Below are 18,886 nucleotides of genomic sequence, written 5' to 3' on the forward strand. Positions count from 1 at the left end.
GTGCGGGCGCGCCTACATCAGGGCGGCCGTCAGCCGGCACACGTTGTCGACGTAGCGCCGGTGCCACGGGCGCTGCTGCCACTCGGTGACCGTCAGCACCCGGGACGCCGCACGCTGCTCGTCGTCGTGCTCCTGCAACCGGCGGACGAGGTCGCCGCCGAAGCCGAGCAGCATCACCTCGTAGGTGAGCGCGAACGAGCGGAAGTCCATGTTGGAGGAGCCGATCACCCCGACCGTGTCGTCGACGGTGAGGTACTTCGCGTGCAGCACCGCCGGCGCCGGGTAGAGGTGGATGACGACCCCGGCCTCGAGCAGCCCGCTGTAGTAGGACCGCTGGGCGTGGCCGACCAGGAACTGGTCGGCCTCCTCGCCCACGAACAGCTCCACCCGCACCCCCCGGTGCGCCGCGGTGGTGATGGCCGACATCAGCGCCTCGTCCGGCACGAAGTAGGGGCTGGTGATCGAGACGCGCTCGGTGGCCAGGTGCACCAGCGAGGTGAACAGGCGCAGGTTCGGCTCGCTCGGGAAGCCCGGCCCGGACGCCACCACCTGCATCGCGTTCGCGCGTCCGTCGAGCCCGCCCGGCAGCAGGTCGGGCTTGTCGACGAAGTGGGTCTCGAAGTCGAGCACCTGGCCGGTCTCGGTGTACCAGTCGGTCGCGAAGACGGCCTCGACCGACAGCACGACGTCACCGCTGACCTGCAGGGTCAGGTCCTTCCACCGCCGCCCCTCGCGCGCGTTGCGGGCGCTGCCGTACGCCGGGCCGATCAGGTTGTGCGAGCCCACGAAGGCGGTCTGGCCGTCGACGACGAGCAGCTTGCGGTGGTTGCGCAGGTCCGGGCGGCGCCACTGCCGGCGCAGGGGGCGGATCGGCATCATCAGCTCCCACGCGACGCCGGCCGCGGTCAGCCGCCGCTGCAGGTCCTTCCAGCCGGGGTACGAGCGGGAGCCGAGGTGGTCCATCAGCATCCGCACCTCGACCCCCCGGCCGGCGGCCGCGCACAGCGTGGTGAAGAAGGCGTCGGTGGCCTCGTCCCACGAGGCGATGTAGAACTCGACCTGGACGTAGTGCCGGGCGCCCGCCACGGCGTCGGTCATCGCCGCGAACGCCTCGGCGGTGTCGCCGAACAGGCCTTCGTCGGCCCCGGTCACGCACGGGATGCCGGTCAGGTGCCGGTTCATCCGCAGGATGCTGGCCAGCCCCGGTGACGGCTCGGCGCCCCAGGGCACCGTCGGCAGCATCCGGGTCTGCTCGCCGATGAAGCCGGTCGCCTGCCGCTGGACCTCGATCCGCCGCCCGCGCACCCACGGGCTGCCGATCAACCAGTAGAGCGGGAACCCGACCACCGGGACGAAGAGGATCAGCAGCAGCCAGGCCGACGACGACGCCGGGCGCCGGCCCTCGGGGACGGTGCCCACCGCGGCGAGCTTGAGGACGTACTCGGTGGCGAGCAGCACCGCGGTGATCATCGCCGTCCAGCTCATGCGACGAGCCTAGGGAGCCGCGACAGGGCGTAGGTCCCGTGTCCCTTGACACCCGGACCGCCACGCGTCAGGTTCGCGCTACCGGCCGGGGTGTCCCCGGGGGTGCCCAGGGAGATCACCATGCGTACACGGTCCCGTCTCGTCGTCCTCCCCGCGATCGGCGCGCTCGTCGTCGGCGCCCTGGTCGGGGCCCCCGGCTCCACCGCGGCCCCGCCCCCGGCCACGCCCGCCGTCGCGTCCGCCGCGGCGCCCGACGACGGGGGCCTGGAGGTGTACGTCGGGGAGGTCGGCGCCGGTCAGCTGCCCGACCTCGTGGCGCTCGGGATCGACCGCCACGAGCTGGAGCTGGCCCCGGTCGCGGGTGGCCAGGACGATCTCGGTGGCAAGGGCCTGGTCGAGGTCGAGGTCGTGCTCAGCGCCGACCAGGCAGAGCAGCTCGCCGCGCAGGGTCTCGACCTCCAGGTCAAGCAGGTCGACGGGCAGAGCGTCACCGAGCGCGCCGACGCCCGGGCCGCCGAGGGCTACGAGGTCTGGCAGACCTACTCCGGCGACGGTGGCATCGCCGAGGAGCTGCGGCAGGTCGCGGCCGACAACCCGCGGATCACCAAGCTGGTCACCGCCGGGCAGACCGTGCAGGGCCAGGACATCCTGGCGCTCAAGGTCACCGACCGCGCGCGTCGTACGCCTGACGGGTCCCGCCCCGCGGTGCTCTACCTCTCCGCCCAGCACGCGCGCGAGTGGATCACCCCCGAGATGACGACCCGGCTGCTCGCGCGGGTCGTCGAGCGGTACGCCGCGGGCGACCGCGGCACGCGCCGGCTGCTGGCCTCCACCGAGCTGTGGTTCCTGCCGGTGGCCAACCCCGACGGGTACGACTACACCTTCACCGAGGGCAACCGGCTGTGGCGCAAGAACCTGCGCGACAACGACGGGGACGGCACGACGGCGCCCGGTGACGGCGTCGACCTGAACCGGAACTGGCCCTACCGGTGGGGCTACGACAACGAGGGTTCGTCGCCCGACCCGGCGAGCGAGACCTACCGCGGCCGTGGACCCGCCTCCGAGCCCGAGACGCAGGCGCTGGACGCGCTGGCCGACCGCGTCGGCTTCGAGTTCCTGGTCAACTACCACTCGGCCGCCGAGCTGCTGCTCTACGGTACGGGCTGGCAGGTGGCCACGCCCTCGCCGGACGACCTGGTCTACGAGGCCCTGGCCGGTGACGACGCCGAGCCGGCCGTCCCCGGTTACGACCCCGACCTGTCCGCCGAGCTCTACACCACCAACGGCGACACCGACAGCGGCATCACCGAGGAGTACGGCGCGCTCGGGTTCACCCCCGAGATGTCGACCTGCGAGGCCGCCTCCGGGGTCGACCCCGACGACGAGTGGCTCGCCGAGGACTGCGGCAGCGGCTTCGAGTTCCCCGACGACGAGCAGCTGGTCCAGGGCGAGTTCGAGAAGAACGTCCCGTTCGCGCTCTCGGTGGCCCGCTCCGCCGGGGACCCCGACGAGCCGCGCTCCTCGCTCGGCCTCGAGGCGCCGGCCTTCGAGGTCGACTCCTTCGACGTCTCCTACGGCGACCCGCAGACCGTCGCGGTCGACGCCCGGCGCTCGATCCGTGACAAGGAGCTCCGCTTCCGTGTCGACGGCGGGCCCGTCCGGCGCACCTCGGTCGCGCGCTGGCGCGGCGGGGAGACCTACGGCCGGGACAACGACGTCTACTACGCCGAGTACCGCGGGACGGTCCGCGGCACGCAGGTCGGCGACCGCGTGACCGCCTGGTTCACCGGACGGGACGGCGCCACCCGCCGCGACCCGGGCACCCCGGTGCGCAGCGAGCGGTTCCGCTACACCGTCGAGTCCGACAGCGGGGCCGACGTGCTGGTCGTCGCCGACGAGGACTACACCGGGGTCAACCCGACCTACCCCGCCGGCACCGACGCCCCGGCGTACGCCGCGGCGCACGTGCGCGCGGTCGAGGACGCCGGTTACACCGCCGACGTCTGGGACGTCGACGCCCAGGGCGTGCCGCACGACCTCGGCGTGCTCGGGCACTACGACGCGGTGCTGTGGTACCTCGGCGACAACCGGCTCACCCAGGACCCCGAGGACGAGGAGACCGACACGCCGTTCGGCCCGCTCCCCGACGTGTCGGTGGCCGAGCGTGCCCAGGACCTGACGATCGCGGTCCGCGACTACCTCAACGAGGGCGGCAAGCTCGTGCACGCCGGCGAGACCGCGCAGTACCAGGGCCTCCCGGGGATCAGCGACGCCGTGGGCGGGCTCTACTACGGCCTGAACGGCGACCCGACCGCGGAGTGCGTCGTCGACGACCAGGCCGGGTTCTTCGAGGACTGCCTGATCCTGGCCGACGACTTCCGGCAGTACTGGCTGGGCGCGGTCAACCGGTTCGACACCACCGACCCCGGGGCGGTGGAGGGTCTCCCGGGCCCGCTGGGGGGCTTCCTGGGCGTGCTGGGCGGTCCCGTCGTCGAGGGCAGCAACCCCCTCGACGAGGCCGGCAGCTTCCAGGTCACCAGCGACGTGCTGCCGGTCGAGGACTTCCCCCAGTTCGCCAGCCGCGGCGCCGCGACCTACCCGGTGCAGCCGGGCGACCCGCTCAGCCCGGTCGAGGGCCAGCGGTACGCCGGGGTGCTCCACGCCGACAGCTCCTGGGCGCGGCTGACCCGGACCATCGACCTCACCGGCGCCACGTCGGCGGAGCTGCGGATGGCGACGTCGTGGAACACCGAGGAGGGCTACGACCACCTCGTGGTGGAGGCCCGTACGGCCGGTGGCAGCGACTGGACCACCCTGGCCGAGGTCGGCGGGGCCACCTCGACCGCGCCGCCCAGCGAGTGCGAGGCCGGCTTCTTCGTCGAGATCCACCCGTTCCTCGGCTCCTACCTCGGCGGCGCCGACTGCACCGGTCCCGGCAGCACCGGCACCTGGAGCTCGCTGACCGGGGTGGGCGGCTGGGAGGACCTCGCCTACGACCTCTCCGCCTTCGCCGGTGACGAGGTGGAGGTCTCGGTCGGCTACGTCACCGACCCCTCGAGCGGGGGGATCGGCGCCTTCGTCGACGACACCCGGGTCGAGGTCGACGACGCCGACCGGCCCGACCTCGCCGACGGCTTCGAGGGCGCCACCAGCCTCTGGGCGCCGGGCACCACCCCGCCGGGCAGCCCGCCGACCTCGACCGACTGGCAGATCGGGGGGCCGCTGGTCGAGAGCGTGGCCGCGACCTCGACCGACGACACCCTGCTGCTCGGGTTCGGGCTGGAGCAACTGGCCTCCGACCGGGATCGGGAGCGGCTCGTGAGGCGCGCGCTGGCCGGTCTGCTGGGCAGCTCCTGAGCACCGGCGGTCGGACGTCGGCGGGTGACGGGCCGGCGTACCTGCTCTTCTGGGGCCACCGGCCGCAGCCGGACGGGACGCTCGGACCGTCGTGCCTGAGCCAGTGGTGGCCCGCGCCCTTCGTCGTCGACGGACGCCGTTACGCCACCGCGGAGCACTGGATGATGTGGCGCAAGGCGGTGCTGTTCGGTGACGCCGACGCGGCTGCGCAGGTGCTGGCGTCGGACTCCCCGGCGGAGGCCAAGGCGGTCGGCCGCGGGGTGCGCGGCTTCGAGAGCCGGACCTGGGTGCGTCACCGCTGGGAGGTCGTGGTGGCGGGGTCGGTGGCCAAGTTCGGGTCCGACCCGGCGCTGCGGGACTACCTGCTCTCGACCGGGGACGCGGTGCTCGTGGAGGCCTCGCCCGACGACCTGGTCTGGGGCACCGGTCTGGCCGCGGCCCACCCCGACGCGACCGTCCCCGCGCGCTGGCCGGGCCTGAACCTGCTGGGACAGGCCCTGGTCGAGGCGCGCTCCCGGCTGCGGGACGCCGTCCGGGGGTAGGTTCGCCGGGGTCGACGACGAGGTCGGCCGGGGCGAGAGGGAGCGTGGTCGTGGAGCCGTCGCAGATGCTGACCAGTCCGACCGGGCAGTCGCTGGCGCGGCTCGCCGCCGACGCGTGGGAGCGGTGGGGCGAGGACACGACCACCGTCTTCGAGGGCGCGCGGTGGACCTCGGCCGAGCTGGGCCGCCAGGCCCGGGCCGTGGCCGGCGGGCTGGCCGGGCTGGGCGTGCGGCCCGGCGACCGGGTGGTGGTGCTGATGGCCAACTGCCCCGAGGTCACCGTCAGCTACCAGGCGGTCTGGTGGCTGGGTGCGGTCACCACGCCGGTGCTGTTCCTGGTGAGCGAGGACGAGCTGCGCCACGTCCTGGTGGACAGCGAGGCGGTGGTCGTGGTGACCACCCCGGAGTTCACCGGCAAGGTGCTCGGCGCCGCCCGGGGGGTCGTGACGCTCCGGCACGTCGTGGTCGCGGGGGAGCCCGTCGAGGGGACGGTCGCCTTCGCCGACCTGGTCGGCCAGGCCGAGGCGGCGCCCGCCGACGTCGACCCGACGGGTCTGGGGGCGCTGCTCTACACCGGCGGGACCACCGGGCGGTCCAAGGGCGTCATGCTCAGCCACGACGCGCTGTCGGCGGCGGCGTGGGCCTCGACCCTGAACTCCACCGACCCGCGGCACACCGTCTCGATCCTCCCGCTGCCGCTGGCCCACGTCTTCGGGCTGATGGTCTCGACGATGGGCCTGCACGCGACCCAGGCCGGCACGACGGTGCTGATGCGGTGGTTCGAGCCGGCCGCCTACCTGCGCCTGGTGGCCGCCGAGGGCGTGCACGTCGGCCCCGTCGTCCCGGCGATGCTCCGCTCGCTGCTCACCCAGCCGCTGGAGGAGCACGACCTGTCCACGCTTCAGCGGCTCTCCTCGGGCAGCGCCCCCCTGGCCGAGGAGGTCGTCGAGCAGCTGGCCCGCCGGCTGCCGCAGGTGGAGGTGGCCGAGGGCTACGGGTGCACCGAGACCGCGGCGCTGATCTCCAGCACCCCGCTCGGGGCGGTGCGGCGCGGGAGCGTCGGCCGACCGGTGCACGGCATCTCCGTGAGGATCACCGCCCCCGACGGTCGCGAGGTGCCGACCGGGGAGGACGGGGAGATCTGCGTGCAGGGCCCGTCGCTGATGCAGGGCTACTGGCGGGCCCCGGACGCCACCGTGAGCACGCTGCGCGACGGGTGGCTGCACACCGGCGACGTCGGCCGGGTCGACGCCGACGGCTACCTCTACGTCGTCGACCGGATCAAGGACCTGATCATCCGCGGCGGCTTCAACGTCTACCCCCGCGACGTCGAGGAGGTCCTGATGGCCCACCCCGACATCGCCAACGCCGCCGTCGTGGGTCGCCCCGACGACGTCCACGGCGAGGAGGTCGTGGCCTACGTGCAACCGGCCGCCGGCGCGACGCTGGACCCCGACGCGGTGCGCGCGTACGCCCGCGAGCACCTCTCCGCGGTCAAGTACCCCCGCGAGGTCCACGTCGTCGAGCAGATCCCGCTGACGTCGGTGGGCAAGCTCGACCGCAAGCGGCTGCGGGCGTACGGGGCGGGCTGAGGTCGCCGGAAGTCCCCGGTCGGCCGGGGACTTCTGAACTTGTCGGCCTTTGCAAAGGCCGACAAGCTCGAAACTTGCCCGTCAAGTACCGCCGCCCGACCAGCCGACGACTCAGCCCGACCCGTCCCCCAGCAGCAGGTCGAGCGCCGGGGGGAGGTCGTCGAGGCGCTCGATGCTGGCCACCCGGGCGTCGACCGAGCGGGCGAAGCGGCGGGCCTCCTCGTCGTCGTCGGCCGGCGCGAGCACCACGAGCTCGTCCAGCGCCCGGGCCGCGGCCGTGGGGTCGAGGTCGTCGGTCGCGCGGCAGTCCGAGAGCAGCACCGTGACCCGCCGTGCCGCCCGGGCCGGCGCCAGCTGGTCGCGCGCCGCCCGCAGCGCCGCGTCCAGCGACGTCATCCCGTGGCCCCGCAGGCCGAGCACCCGCTCGACGGTCTGCAGCGGGGGTACGGGCGCCAGCAGCTCGACCACCACCTCGGTGCGCCGGTCGAAGGCGACCACGGCCAGCTCGCCCGAGGAGCGCAGCGCGACCGCGGCCGCCGCCATCGCCGCGGTGACCAGGCGCGGGCCGTCCATCGAGCCCGACCGGTCCAGGAGCAGGCAGACCGCGGTGTCGGGCCGCTGCCACGACGTGGCCACGAGGTCCTCCAGCGAGGGCCGGGTGCCGGCCGCCCGCGCGCCCGCGATCGCCTCCAGCGAGGCGTCGACGTCGAGGTCGCCACCCAGGTGCGCCGGGCGCCGTCGGAGCCGGCCGGAGCCCGTACGCCCCCGCGACCCCGACCGGGCACGGTCCAGCACCAGGCGCGGCACGAGCGCCTGGACCTTCGCCCGCAGCTGAGCGTCGGTGGCCCGGCTCATCGCCGCGAGCAGCGGCAGCACCTCGTCGGGGTCCTCGCCCAGCGCCTCACGGAGCGCGTCGACGTCGAGCTCGCCGAGCTCGGGGGAGAGCTCGGCGAACCGGGCGTGGCCGGACAGCTCGGCCCGGGGGGTGGAGCGCTCGGGGCGTCCCCGGCGTGACTCGCGCGGCTCGCCCGGGGCGGGGCTCGGCGGCGCGGCGGAGGGGCCCGCCCCGGCAGGGGGCGGGCTCAGGCTTCCCCCGGCGGCTCGCCCTCCCCGCGCTCGTCGGAGCCGTCGTCGGGGCGCGGACCGAAGTGCTCGACGTAGAGCTCCTCGATGACCTGCTCGGGGGTCCGGTGCGACGCCTCGTCGACCCGCACCCGCCCGCTCAGCGCGACCAGGGCGGAGTCGAGGCCGGCGTCCCAGTCGCCGGGCTCGACCCCGCGCGACCGGGCCAGCTCGTGGGCCATGCCGGCGAGGTCGATCGCGCCCCGCACCGACGACCCCACGCGGATCTCCGGGTGGTCGCGGGTGGCCCGCACCAGCGCGACCGCGGACGCGCCCCACCCGGGCGAGGGCAGCGCGCAGCGGCCGGCGACGATCTGCTCCTCGGCCTCCGCGGACTGGTAGCCCATGGTGATCCGGCAGGTGCGGTCGTACACGGCGCTGGAGACGCGGGCGGTGCCCACGGCGTCGTACGGGTTCATCGCGGCGACCATGCCGAAGCCGGGCTCGGCGCGGACGACCCCGAGCCGGGGGACGGTGATCTCGCGCTCCGACATCACCGTGAGCAGGGTGTTCAGGGTCTCCTCGGGGACGCGGTTGAGCTCCTCGACGTAGAGCAGGCCGCCCCCGCGCAGGGCGTCGAGCAGGGGACCGTCGACGAACACGTCGACGGCGTAGCCGCGCTCGAGCACGAGCGCGGGGTCGAAGTGGCCCACCAGGCGGGCCGGGGTCAGCTCGGCGTTGCCCTCGACCAGCACGAAGGCGGAGTCACGGCGGCGGGCGACCTCGCGCAGCAGCGTCGACTTGCCGGTGCCCGGGGGGCCCTCCAGCACGACGTGGGCGCCGCTGCGCAGGGCGGCCTCGAGCAGCTCGCTCTCCCGCGCCCGGCCGACCACCTCCGGGGCGGGGGTCGAGCCCGCCGCCCCGGAGGGGAGTCTCGTCATCGGTGTCGGTCCTCCTGGCCTGTCGGGGCCGTCAGTGGCTGTGGACGACGACGCCGCGGACGTTCTCGCCGTTGAGCAGGTCGTCGTAGCCCTCGTTGACCTGGTCCAGGGTGTAGGTACGGGTGATGATCTCGTCCAGCTTGATGTCGCCGGACTGGTAGAGACCGAGGATCCGGGGGATGTCGGTGGTCGGGTTGCAGTCGCCGAACAGGCTGCCCTTGAGCTGCTTGCGGTAGAGCGTCATCACGGTGCCGGGGAGCTGGACGTTGACCTCCTCGACCTTGTTCAGGCCGGTGAGCACGACCACCCCGCCCTTGCCGACGGCGTTGAAGCCCTCGGCGACGATCTCGGAGGTCATCAGGCCGGGGGTCAGGATGGCGGAGTCGGCCATCTGGCCACGGGTCAGGTTGGTCAGCGTCTCCATCGCCTCGCCGGTGCTGGCGAAGGCGTGCGTGGCGCCGAGCTCCATCGCCTTCTCGCGCTTGTTGGCCAGCGGGTCGACCGCGATCACGTTCTTCGCACCCGACAGCGCCGCACCCTGCACCGCGTTGATGCCGATGCCGCCGATGCCGATCACCACGACGGTCTGGCCGGCCTTGACGTCGGCGGTGTTGACCGCCGCGCCCCACCCGGTGGGCACGCCGCAGCCGACGAGCACCGCCTTCTCGAGCGGCAGGTCGTCGTCGACGGGGACGCAGGAGTTCTGGTGGATCACGCCGTACTGGCTGAAGGTGCCGAGCATGCACATCGCGCCGTAGTCACCGCGCGGCCCGGTGATCGGGAACCGGCCGCCGGGCAGGTAGCCCTCGAGGATCGTCGCGCCCATGTCGCAGATCGACTGCTGGCCGTTGGCGCAGTAGCGGCACGACCCGCAGTTGGGGATGAAGGAGCAGACCACGTGGTCGCCGACCTTCACGCGGGTCACGCCCGGGCCGACCTCCTCGATGATCCCGGCACCCTCGTGACCGAGCACCATCGGCAGGCGGGCCTCGAGGTCGCCGTGGGAGACGTGGATGTCGGAGTGGCAGAGCCCGGCGTGGGTGTAGCGGATGAGGACCTCGCCCGCCTGGGGCTTGTCGAGGGTGAGCTCCTCGATCTCGATGCGCTTGCCTGCTTCGTAGACGACGGCGGCCTGGGTCTTCATGCGTGCTCCTCTGGTCGGGGACCGGTACGCCGCGGTCCGCGACGCTGTGACTCCCGTCACCGTCGCAGGTCGTGGGGTGCGTGGGTGTTCAGCTTCTGGACAGGCGGTCGGGACCGCGGGCTACTGTGACCGCGACCACACCAGCACGGCTCGGACGTCAGGCACGAGGGGGACGCCGGTGAGCCTCACCGACGAGATGCGCGCACCGATCGCCGACTCGTGGCGTCGCGCCGGCCTGGCCGGCGTCGACCCGGCCTCGGCCCTCGAGAGGCTGACCTACGCCGAGGTCGACCTGAGGAGCCCGCTGATGGCCGCGGCCACGCCCGTGCTCGACGACCTCGGCGACCAGCTCAGCGAGACCGTCTTCAGCACCCTGCTGGTCGACCGGGACGGCCGCGTCGCCCAGCGGTGGTGCGGCACCCGCGGCCTGGAGCGCGCCTTCGACGACCTGGGGGTCGCCGTCGGGGTCAGCATGCTCGAGGAGGCGGTCGGCACCAACGCCCCCGGCACCGTGCTGGAGACCCGGGAGCGGATCGCGGTGCACGGCTCGGAGCACTACGCCGTGCCGCTGCGCGACTTCAGCTGCTACGGCCACCCGATCTTCCACCCGGTCACCCGCCGGATCGAGGGCGTCCTCGACATCACCTGCGTCGCGACCTCCGCCGACCCCCTGCTGCGGCCGGTGGTGGCCCGGGCGGTCGCCGACATCGAGCAGCGGCTGCTCGACAGCAGCCGGGTCAGCGAGACCGAGCTGCTGCACGCCTTCCAGGCCGCCTCCGGGCGACGCCGGGCCGTCGTGGCGATGCTGGACGACCTGACCATGTCGAACCGGACCGCGCTCGACCTGCTGGGCCAGGTCGACCTGACGCTGCTGCGGATGCTGGCCCAGGACGTCGGCAGCAGCGGGCTGTCCCGGGAGCTCACGCTGGAGTCCGGGGTGGCGGCCCGGGTCCGCGTGGAGCACGTGCCGCGCACCCGCGGCGGTTCCCTGGTCCACGTCGAGCCGTTGGCCCGCCCGCGGAGCCCCCGCAACCGGACCACCCCGGTGAGCCGGGTCGCGACCGGCCCCGCGCTCGTCGCGGGCGCGCCGGGCACCGGCCGCACGACGTACGCCGCCCGCCTCGCCGGCGACCGCCGGGTCGCCGTGCTGACCGCGGCCCGCGCCCTGCTCGACGGACCGGCGACCTGGTCGCACGACTTCGTCTCCCTGGTCCGCGCCGGGCAGGGCACGGTGTGCGTGGACGGCATCGACCTGCTCCCCGAGCAGCTCGTCGACCTCGTCGCCTCCCACGTGGCCACCGGTGCCGCGCCCCGGGTGGTGCTGATCTCCGGCCCGGTCGACGACCTGGTCGGACGGGCCGCCGCGCTGGTCTCGGCCTGCACCGACCGCACCGAGCTCGCCCCGCTGTCCGCCCGCACCGCCGACCTGCCCGACCTGGTTGCGACCCAGCTGGCCGACCTCGGCTGCGACGCCGCGGCCCACCTCGCCCCCTCCGCCCTGGCCGCGCTCGGCGCGCAGCCCTGGCCCGGCAACCTGCGCGAGCTGCGCGCCGTGCTCGAGCACGCCGTGCGCGGCCGCGGGCTCGGTCCGGTCACCGTTGACGACCTGCCGGAGGCCTACCGCTCCCGCGACGGCGCCCGCACCCTCGCCCCGATCGAGCGGGCCGAGCGCGACGCGATCGTCGCCGCGCTCGACCAGCACGGAGGCAACAAGGTCCGCGCGGCGGCGGCGCTGGGCATCTCGCGCACGACGCTCTACGCCAAGCTGCGGACGCTGCGGATCACGGCGTACTGACCTCCCCACCCGGACCGGTCGCTCACCGGGCTCTCAGCCACCCCGGGCATCCTGGTCCGGTGACCACCGCCGCCGCGACGTCCCGGCCTCCTCGTCTGGCCCGCGCCCGCGCCGCGCTGCGGCGCGACAGCCCCGTCCCCGGTGGCGTGCCCGAGCTGGCCCGGGCGGTGCTGGTCCTCGAGGTCGTCCTCGTGCTGCTGCTCTCGCTGGGCCGCTCGGCGGTCTACTCCGTGGTCAACCTGCTGGAGGCCGTCACGGCGCCGGGCGCGCTGTCGGAGCAGGCCGCGACGCTGAACAGCTCGGTCACGCCGGACCGGCCGTGGTTCGACCTCGCCTACCAGCTGCTGCGGATGGGGTTCGCGGTCATCCCGGTGCTGCTGTGCGCCTACCTGCTCGTGCGCTCGGGGACCCGGGTGCGCGAGGTGTGGTTCCGCGGCGCCGGGTGGCGCGACCTCGGCTCCGGGGCCGTGATCGCGCTCGGCGTCGGGTCGCTTGGCGTCGTGTTCTACCTGGCGACGTTCGCGCTCGGCACCAACCTCACCGTGGTCGCCCAGGGCCTGCCCGAGGAGTGGTGGCGCTACCCCGTCCTGGTCCTGTCGGCGCTGCAGAACTCCGTCGTGGAGGAGTTCGTCGTGCTCGGGTTCGTCCAGGTCCGGCTGCGCCAGGCCGGCCTCGGTGACGCGAGCGCGATCGGGCTGGCCGCGCTGCTGCGTGGCAGCTACCACCTCTACCAGGGCCTCGGGGGCTTCGTCGGCAACCTGGCGATGGGCCTGCTCTTCGGCTGGCTCTACCGCCGCTGGCAGCGCGTGACCCCGCTGGTGGTCGCCCACACGTTCCTCGACATCGGTGCCTTCGTCGGGTACGCCGTGCTGGCCGGCCAGGTGGACTGGCTGCCCACCCTCTGACCCCGCGCCGACGACCCCGCGCCGGCCGGGTCAGAGCAGGGTGACCCAGAAGTCCCAGAACCGCTCGAGGATCGCGCCGGCGAGCAGGAGGTACCACCCGAGCACGATCAGGTACCGCACGTTCCACAGCTTCTCCACGACGCGGGGCGAGCGCGAGGTGCCGGCACCGGCGGCCACCAGCGTCGACCACACCGCCGTCGGGATCGTCACCGCCCACACCACCAGGCACCACGGGCACAGCGCGTTGATCTCGTAGAGGGTCTGGAAGGCCAGCCAGTGCACGAACACGAGCCCGGCCAGGCCGCCGAGGGCGAGCCCGGCGAGCACCGTGCGCGGCAGCCGGGCGCCGAGGGCGAGGGAGAGGCCGAGGGTCACCACGGCCGCGAAGCCGATCAGCCCGAGCAACGAGTTCGGGAACCCGAACACCTCGGCCTGGTCGCTGGCCATCACCGAGCCGCAGGACACGATCGGGTTGATGTCGCAGGCCGGCGTGAACGACGGGTCGGCGAGCAGCTTCAGCTTGTCGACGGTCAGCGTGAAGGCGGCGAGCAGCCCGAGGGCGCCGAGCACCACGAGGCCCACGCCGTACGGCCGCAGGCTGATGTCGTAGGCGGACAGGTCCTCCTCGGGGCCGTCGACGTCATCCGGGGTGCCGACGGGGTGCTGCTGGTCCACCGCGTTCATGGCGCCAGCGTAGGGCGGTGACGTACAGCCGCGGCTCAGAAACCGGGTCTAGGCTCGCCGGGCCGGCGTGACCGCGACGGCGCGCCACGAGAGGAACCTGCGTTGCACGCACGCGTCACCGAGACCCGCTGGCTCACCCCGACCCTGGTCCGGGTGGTGCTCGGTGGCGACGACCTCGCCGGCTTCGAGGTGGGGCCGGAGACCGACGCCTACGTCAACCTCGCCCTCCGGCCGGACGGGTCGCCGTACGACGCGGTCTTCGATCCTGCCGCGGTGCGCGAGGAGCACCCGCGGGAGACGTGGCCGGCGCGGCGGCGCTACACCGTGGCCGACTGGGACGCCGAGCGGCACGAGCTGAGCATCGACTTCGTGGTGCACGGCGACACGGGTGCGGCCGGGCGGTGGGCGGCGACGGCCGGTCCGGGGGACGTCCTCGTCTGGGAGGGCCCGAGCGGCGGCTACCGGCCCGACCCGGCCGCCGAGGTGCACCTGCTGGTGGGCGACGAGTCCGCCCTGCCCGCGATCGCGGCCTCGCTGCGGGTCCTCCCGCCGGGGGCGCGCGCGGTCGTCCGCCTGCTCTGCGACGGGCCCGCGCACGAGGTGGCGCTGGAGTCGCCCGGCACGCTGGACCTGGTGTGGCTCCACCGACGCGGAGACGATGGGGACGTCGACCTCCTGGCCGGGGCGGTCCGGGCCGCGGACCTGCCCGCTGCGGCCGCCGGGCGGGTGCAGGCGTTCGTGCACGGCGAGGCCGACGAGGTACGCGCGGTGCGCCGCCACCTGCTCGCCGACCGGGGGATGGCCCGCGCCGACATGTCCTGCTCGCCGTACTGGCGGCGGACGATGACCGACGAGGCCTGGCGCGCGGTGAAGCGCGACTTCGTCGCGGCCATGGAGGCCGACGCCTGACGCGTCGTCGACCGGGCGGGACACGACCGGGCGGCACACGACCGGGAGGGCGGCCTGTGGGCGGGCTCACGCCACCGCGCGCGTGACCACCGGCGGGTGGGGGACGACTGATCGTCAGCCGGCCGCGCGCCGGACCCACCCGAGCGGGACGACGGCGTCCCCAGGAGGCACCGATGAGCACCCGGAACCCCACCGCACCCCCCACCGAGACCACGCCCCCGTCGCTGGTCCGCCGGCTGCCCGTGGAGGCGCTCGGCACCTTCTGGCTGGTCCTCGCCGGCTGCGGCACCGCCGTCCTGGCCGGGGACGAGGTCGGGTTCGTCGGCATCGCGCTGGCCTTCGGCCTGGCCGTGCTGACCATGGCCTACGCGGTGGGCCACGTCTCCGGGGCGCACTTCAACCCGGCCGTCTCCGTCGGTCTCGCCGTCGCCGGCAGGTTCGCCTGGAGGGACGTCCCCGGCTACGTCGTCGCCCAGGTCGCCGGCGGGTCGCTGGGCGCGCTGGTGCTCTACGTCGTCGCGTCGGGCCGCAGCGGCTTCTCCTTGGCCGACGGCTTCGCCACCAACGGGTACGGCGACCTGTCCCCGACCGGGTACTCCCTGCTCGCCGTCGCGGTGGCCGAGGCCGTCCTGACCTTCGTGTTCCTCTACGTCATCCTCGGCGTGACGGACCGCCGCGCCCCGGCCGGCTTCGGCCCGCTGGCGATCGGCCTGGCGCTCACCCTGATCCACCTGATCTCGATCCCGGTCTCGAACACCTCGGTCAACCCGGCGCGCTCGTTGGCCGTGGCCTGGTTCGACGGCGCCGCGCTCGGTCAGGTGTGGCTGTTCGTGGTCGCGCCGGTCGTGGGCGCGGCCCTGGCGGGCGCGACCTACGCGCTGGTCACCGGGGTCGACCGCCGCGGCACCGAGATCGACGGCGACGACCGGGTCGGCTGACCCGGCTCAGCGCACCAGGACCGCGGCGCCCACCACCGCCCCGGGACGTCATGCGATCCGTGGATACGGGGGCGCGGGACGGATGACGTCCCGCGACGTCCGCGCCCGCCGTACGCCTCAGCGCGCCGGCGCGGCCTCGCCGGTCTGCACGCCCCACAGCGCGGCGTACGTCCCACCGGCCGCGACCAGGTCGTCGTGCGTGCCCGACTCGACCACCAGGCCCGCGTCGAGCACCCAGATCCGGTCCGCGTGGCGCACCGTGGAGAGGCGGTGGGCCACCACCAGGGCCGTACGCCGGGCGGTGACCACCCCCAGCGAGCGCTGGATCGCGACCTCGGTCTCGTTGTCGACCGCCGAGGTGGCCTCGTCGAGCACCAGCACGGCCGGGTCGCGCAGGATCGCGCGGGCCAGCGCCAGCCGCTGGCGCTGACCGCCCGAGAGCGTGACCCCCCGCTCGCCGACCAGCGTGTCCCAGCCCTGCGGCAGCGCCTCGATGAAGGTCGTCGACTCCGCGGCGGCCGCTGCCTCGCGGACCTCGGCGTCGGTGGCGTCCGGCCGGCCGTAGCGGATGTTGTCGGCCACGCTGCCGGCGAAGAGGTAGACGTCCTGGGCGACGTAGCCGATCGCCCCGCGCAGCGAGTCCCAGTCGAGCTCGCGCACATCGACGCCGTCGAGCAGGACGTGGCCCGCGCGGGGGTCCTCGAAACGCAGCACCAGGCGCAGCAGGGTGGACTTGCCGGCGCCGGTCGAGCCGACGACCGCGTGGGTCTCCCCGGCCGGTACGACGAGGTCGAGGCCGTGGAGCACGTCGGGGTGGTCGGCGTAGCCCGCGCGCACCCCGCGGAGCTCGATCCGGCCCGAGGGCGGCTGCGCCAGCGGCGTCGTGCCGGGCACCACGGTCGACTCCTCGTCGAGCAGCCGCAGGATGCGGACGGTCGAGGCGCGCGACTTCTGGTAGAGGTCGAGCACCTCGGCGACGTCGGTCAGCGGCCAGAGCAGGCGCTGGGTCATGAAGACGAGGACCGAGTAGAGCCCGACGGCCAGCGTGCCGTTCAGGGCGGCCCACCCGCCGAAGAGGAGGGTGCAGGTGAAGCCGACCAGGATCGCCATCCGCACCAGCGGCACGAAGAGGGCGGAGGAGCGGATCGCCTCCAGGTTGGCGTCCCGGTACTCGGCGCTGGTCACGGCGAGCCGCTCCCGCTCGCGGTCCTCGGCGGTGAACGCCTTGATCGTGGTGATCCCGCCGAGGTTGGCGGTGAGGGTGTCGGAGAGGTCGGCGACGCTGGCGCGGACCCGGTCGTAGAGCGGCGCCAGGCGCCGCTGGAAGCGCAGCGAGCCGAGGATGATCAGCGGGATCGGCAGGAAGGCCAGCAGCAGCAGCTCCCAGGACGCCACCGCGAACACCGCGCCCACCAGGACGATGTTGAGCGCCGTCTGCAGGATCGCCGGCGCCCCGAAGTCCAGGAACTCCTCGAGCCGGTTCACGTCGTCGTTCAGCGTCGCCAGGGTCGCGCCCGAGGGACGTGACTCGTGCCAGCCGACGTCGAGGTGCTGGACGTGGTCGTACGCCTCGATCCGCAGCTGGTGCTCGACCCGCTGGGACAACCCGCGCCACAGCCGGCTGGCGGCGTACTCGCTGGCCGACTCGATCACCCACACCACGACGTTGAAGGCGGCCAGCCAGGCCAGCTGGGCGTAGCGGGACTCGACGCCGAGCAGGCTGCCGACCAGCGAGCCGTCGCCGCGCACCACCACGTCGACCGCGGCGCCGATCAGCAGCTCGGGCACCACGTCGGCGACCTTGTTGACCGTGGAGGCGGCGACGGCGGCCACCAGGCGGGGGCGGTGCTGGCGGTAGCGACCGCCCAGGGTCCGCATCGGGCGGCGCATCTCGTCGGGGGTCACCTGCAGAGGTTAGGTGACCCTTACCTCTTCGGGCGAGCCGGGGTGACGTGCGAGGACGGGACCCACCAGCCCACCCGCTTATCGATATGATTATCGTTCTCATCTATGGGAACCGACGTGATGGCCGGTGAGGTCGAGGACCTCGTGGTGCGCGACCCGGCGGGTCGGGTGCTGCTCGGCCCGGTGGACCTCACGGTCACGCCGGGGGAGCGGGTGGCGGTCCTCGGCCGCTCGGGCGCCGGCAAGTCGCTGCTGGCCGCCTGCCTCACCGCGGGCCTGCCGCCCGGGCTGGTCGCCTCCGGGCGTGTCCGCACAGGCGGCTCCTGGCGGCACCCGGCAGACGTCCGCGCGCGCGGCGTGGCGCTGGTCCACCAGGAGTCCGCCACCTCGCTGCACCCCCTCTACCGCGTGGGCACCCAGCTGGACCGGGCCGCGCGCCTCGGCCGACGACGGGCGGCCACGGACCGTCCGGTGCCCGTGGTCGACGCGCTGCTCGAGCACGTCGGCCTCGACCCGGCGACCGTCCGTCCGCGGCTGCCTGTCGAGCTCTCGGGCGGACAGCGACAACGGGTCTGCGTGGCCCTCGCGCTGGCGTGCGGCGCCGACCTGCTCGTCGCGGACGAGCCGACGACGGCGCTCGACACCGTCACCGAGGCCGACGTCGCCGCGCTGCTGGCCGACCTCCCGGCCCGCGGGACCGCGTTGGTCCTCGTCACCCACGACCACGCCCTGGCCGGCCGCTGCACCGACCGCACGGTCGTCCTCGGGGCCGGTCGCCTCGGGGGGGACGCGGTGGAGGTCCCGTGACGGCCGCACCGAGGACGACCCTGGTGGCCCGCGACCTCGTGGTCGAGCACCGGGCGGCCGGCCGCGCCCGTCCGCCCGACCCGGTGCGCGCCCTCGACGGCTGCTCGCTCACGGTCGCCGCGGGAGCCTGCACGGCCATGGTCGGCCGTTCCGGCTCGGGCAAGTCGACCCTGGTCCGCGTGCTCCTCGGCCTCGAGGGCGTGGCCGGCGGCTCGCTGACGTGGGGCGACGCGACGCTGCGCACCGCCCGTCGGCGCGGCGGCCCGCCCGGTCGTCCCACGGCCTTCCGACGCGCGGTGCAGTACGTCGCCCAGGACCCCGCCGCCTCCCTCGATCCGCGGCACCGGGTCCGGCGGCTGGTCGCCGAGCCGCTCCGGCGGCTCGGGGTGCCCGGCGACCACGAGCGGCTGGTGCGTGAGGCGCTGGAGCGTGTCGACCTCGGCGCCGAGGTCCTGCGCGCTCGCGCCGGCACGCTCTCCGGTGGCCAGGCCCAGCGCGTGGCGCTCGCCCGGGCGGTCGTCACGCGACCGCGGCTGCTGCTGGCCGACGAACCGACCAGCGGTCTCGACCCCGCGCGTCGCGACCAGGTCCTCGACCTGCTCGCCGCGCTGCACCGCGACGACGGTGTCGGGGTGCTGCTGGTGACCCACGACCTGCGCGCGGCGGAGCGGCTCTGCCCCACGACCGCCGTGCTCGACACCGGTCGCGTCGTGGAGCACCGACCGACCACCGACCTGCTCGCGGCCCCCGACCACGCCACCACGCGGCGGCTCGTCGCCGCGCTCCACCCCCTCCTGGAAGGTTCCCGATGACCCCGACC

Annotated in this window: 15 protein-coding genes; 9 read left to right on the plus strand and 6 right to left on the minus strand. The window is 74.5% G+C overall.

The genetic code is table 11. The features are described from left to right. Positions 1 to 12 precede the first annotated feature (12 nt). A complete protein-coding gene (locus GV155_RS10530; RefSeq protein ID WP_160007756.1) occupies positions 13 to 1,485 on the minus strand; it encodes a phospholipase D-like domain-containing protein in 1,473 nt (490 codons plus the stop codon). 120 nt (positions 1,486 to 1,605) lie between these two features. Here GV155_RS10530 and GV155_RS10535 point away from each other — a divergent pair, with 120 nt between their 5' ends. The 3 genes from GV155_RS10535 (at position 1,606) to GV155_RS10545 (ending at position 6,976) form a co-directional block, all read left to right on the plus strand. Next, entirely contained in the window at positions 1,606 to 4,842 is a 3,237-nt protein-coding gene (locus GV155_RS10535; protein ID WP_160007758.1) for a M14 family metallopeptidase, read from the plus strand. A 41-nt stretch (positions 4,843 to 4,883) separates the two neighbouring features. Continuing rightward, the gene (locus tag GV155_RS10540; RefSeq protein ID WP_268892619.1) at positions 4,884 to 5,384 is read left to right on the plus strand and encodes an NADAR family protein; all 501 of its coding nucleotides are present in this window, start codon (positions 4,884 to 4,886) and stop codon (positions 5,382 to 5,384) included. A 65-nt stretch (positions 5,385 to 5,449) separates the two neighbouring features. Then, complete coding sequence (locus GV155_RS10545; RefSeq protein ID WP_160007760.1) at positions 5,450 to 6,976, plus strand: class I adenylate-forming enzyme family protein; 1,527 nt, start codon at positions 5,450 to 5,452, stop codon at positions 6,974 to 6,976. 111 nt (positions 6,977 to 7,087) lie between these two features. Here the strand turns inward: GV155_RS10545 and GV155_RS10550 are convergent, their stop codons facing one another. From GV155_RS10550 to GV155_RS10560, 3 genes are all read right to left on the minus strand, one after another. Beyond that, entirely contained in the window at positions 7,088 to 7,852 is a 765-nt protein-coding gene (locus tag GV155_RS10550) for a VWA domain-containing protein (RefSeq protein WP_201300137.1), read from the minus strand. Between the two features lie 206 nt (positions 7,853 to 8,058). Continuing rightward, positions 8,059 to 8,979, minus strand: coding sequence for an AAA family ATPase (locus GV155_RS10555; RefSeq protein WP_160007762.1), 921 nt, complete (start codon positions 8,977 to 8,979; stop codon positions 8,059 to 8,061). A gap of 31 nt (positions 8,980 to 9,010) precedes the next feature. After that, the gene (locus GV155_RS10560; protein ID WP_160007764.1) at positions 9,011 to 10,123 is read right to left on the minus strand and encodes an NDMA-dependent alcohol dehydrogenase; all 1,113 of its coding nucleotides are present in this window, start codon (positions 10,121 to 10,123) and stop codon (positions 9,011 to 9,013) included. A gap of 178 nt (positions 10,124 to 10,301) precedes the next feature. Here GV155_RS10560 and GV155_RS10565 point away from each other — a divergent pair, with 178 nt between their 5' ends. Continuing rightward, entirely contained in the window at positions 10,302 to 11,918 is a 1,617-nt protein-coding gene (locus GV155_RS10565; protein ID WP_201300138.1) for a sigma-54-dependent Fis family transcriptional regulator, read from the plus strand. Between the two features lie 59 nt (positions 11,919 to 11,977). Beyond that, a complete protein-coding gene (locus tag GV155_RS10570) occupies positions 11,978 to 12,823 on the plus strand; it encodes a CPBP family intramembrane glutamic endopeptidase (RefSeq protein ID WP_236554251.1) in 846 nt (281 codons plus the stop codon). Positions 12,824 to 12,853: 30 nt separating this feature from the next. Here GV155_RS10570 and GV155_RS10575 read toward each other — a convergent pair whose 3' ends face one another. Then, the gene (locus GV155_RS10575; protein ID WP_160007766.1) at positions 12,854 to 13,507 is read right to left on the minus strand and encodes a vitamin K epoxide reductase family protein; all 654 of its coding nucleotides are present in this window, start codon (positions 13,505 to 13,507) and stop codon (positions 12,854 to 12,856) included. A gap of 102 nt (positions 13,508 to 13,609) precedes the next feature. Here GV155_RS10575 and GV155_RS10580 point away from each other — a divergent pair, with 102 nt between their 5' ends. Both GV155_RS10580 and aqpZ read left to right on the plus strand, forming a co-directional pair. Next, positions 13,610 to 14,416 carry a siderophore-interacting protein gene (locus GV155_RS10580; protein ID WP_160007768.1) on the plus strand — a complete coding sequence of 269 codons (807 nt, stop codon included), beginning with the start codon at positions 13,610 to 13,612 and terminating at the stop codon, positions 14,414 to 14,416. Positions 14,417 to 14,589: 173 nt separating this feature from the next. After that, on the plus strand, positions 14,590 to 15,354 hold the full coding sequence (gene aqpZ, locus GV155_RS10585; protein ID WP_160007770.1) for an aquaporin Z: 765 nt from the start codon (positions 14,590 to 14,592) through the stop codon (positions 15,352 to 15,354). A 117-nt stretch (positions 15,355 to 15,471) separates the two neighbouring features. On the opposite strand, the gene GV155_RS10590 is transcribed toward aqpZ, so the two are convergent. After that, entirely contained in the window at positions 15,472 to 17,259 is a 1,788-nt protein-coding gene (locus tag GV155_RS10590; protein WP_236554252.1) for an ABC transporter ATP-binding protein, read from the minus strand. Between the two features lie 105 nt (positions 17,260 to 17,364). On the opposite strand from GV155_RS10590, the gene GV155_RS10595 reads away from it, so the two are divergent. Together GV155_RS10595 and GV155_RS10600 are read left to right on the plus strand one after the other, a co-directional pair. Continuing rightward, a complete protein-coding gene (locus GV155_RS10595) occupies positions 17,365 to 18,066 on the plus strand; it encodes an ATP-binding cassette domain-containing protein (RefSeq protein ID WP_160007772.1) in 702 nt (233 codons plus the stop codon). Further along, a complete protein-coding gene (locus GV155_RS10600) occupies positions 18,063 to 18,878 on the plus strand; it encodes an ABC transporter ATP-binding protein (protein WP_236554253.1) in 816 nt (271 codons plus the stop codon). Before GV155_RS10595 ends, GV155_RS10600 begins: the two co-directional genes overlap by 4 nt. Positions 18,879 to 18,886: the final 8 nt, after the last annotated feature.

This window comes from Nocardioides sp. AX2bis (assembly GCF_902506435.1).
Lineage (GTDB): Bacteria > Actinomycetota > Actinomycetes > Propionibacteriales > Nocardioidaceae > Nocardioides.

What these genes read in the sequence shown, in the direction of transcription:
- GV155_RS10530 (WP_160007756.1), bottom strand. Translation starts at nt 1,485, where the DNA reads ATGAGCTGGACGGCGATGATCACCGCGGTGCTGCTCGCCACCGAGTAC.
- GV155_RS10535 (WP_160007758.1), top strand. Translation starts at nt 1,606, where the DNA reads ATGCGTACACGGTCCCGTCTCGTCGTCCTCCCCGCGATCGGCGCGCTC.
- GV155_RS10545 (WP_160007760.1), top strand. Translation starts at nt 5,450, where the DNA reads ATGCTGACCAGTCCGACCGGGCAGTCGCTGGCGCGGCTCGCCGCCGAC.
- GV155_RS10555 (WP_160007762.1), bottom strand. Translation starts at nt 8,979, where the DNA reads ATGACGAGACTCCCCTCCGGGGCGGCGGGCTCGACCCCCGCCCCGGAG.
- GV155_RS10560 (WP_160007764.1), bottom strand. Translation starts at nt 10,123, where the DNA reads ATGAAGACCCAGGCCGCCGTCGTCTACGAAGCAGGCAAGCGCATCGAG.
- GV155_RS10575 (WP_160007766.1), bottom strand. Translation starts at nt 13,507, where the DNA reads ATGAACGCGGTGGACCAGCAGCACCCCGTCGGCACCCCGGATGACGTC.
- aqpZ (WP_160007770.1), top strand. Translation starts at nt 14,590, where the DNA reads ATGAGCACCCGGAACCCCACCGCACCCCCCACCGAGACCACGCCCCCG.
- GV155_RS10595 (WP_160007772.1), top strand. Translation starts at nt 17,365, where the DNA reads ATGGGAACCGACGTGATGGCCGGTGAGGTCGAGGACCTCGTGGTGCGC.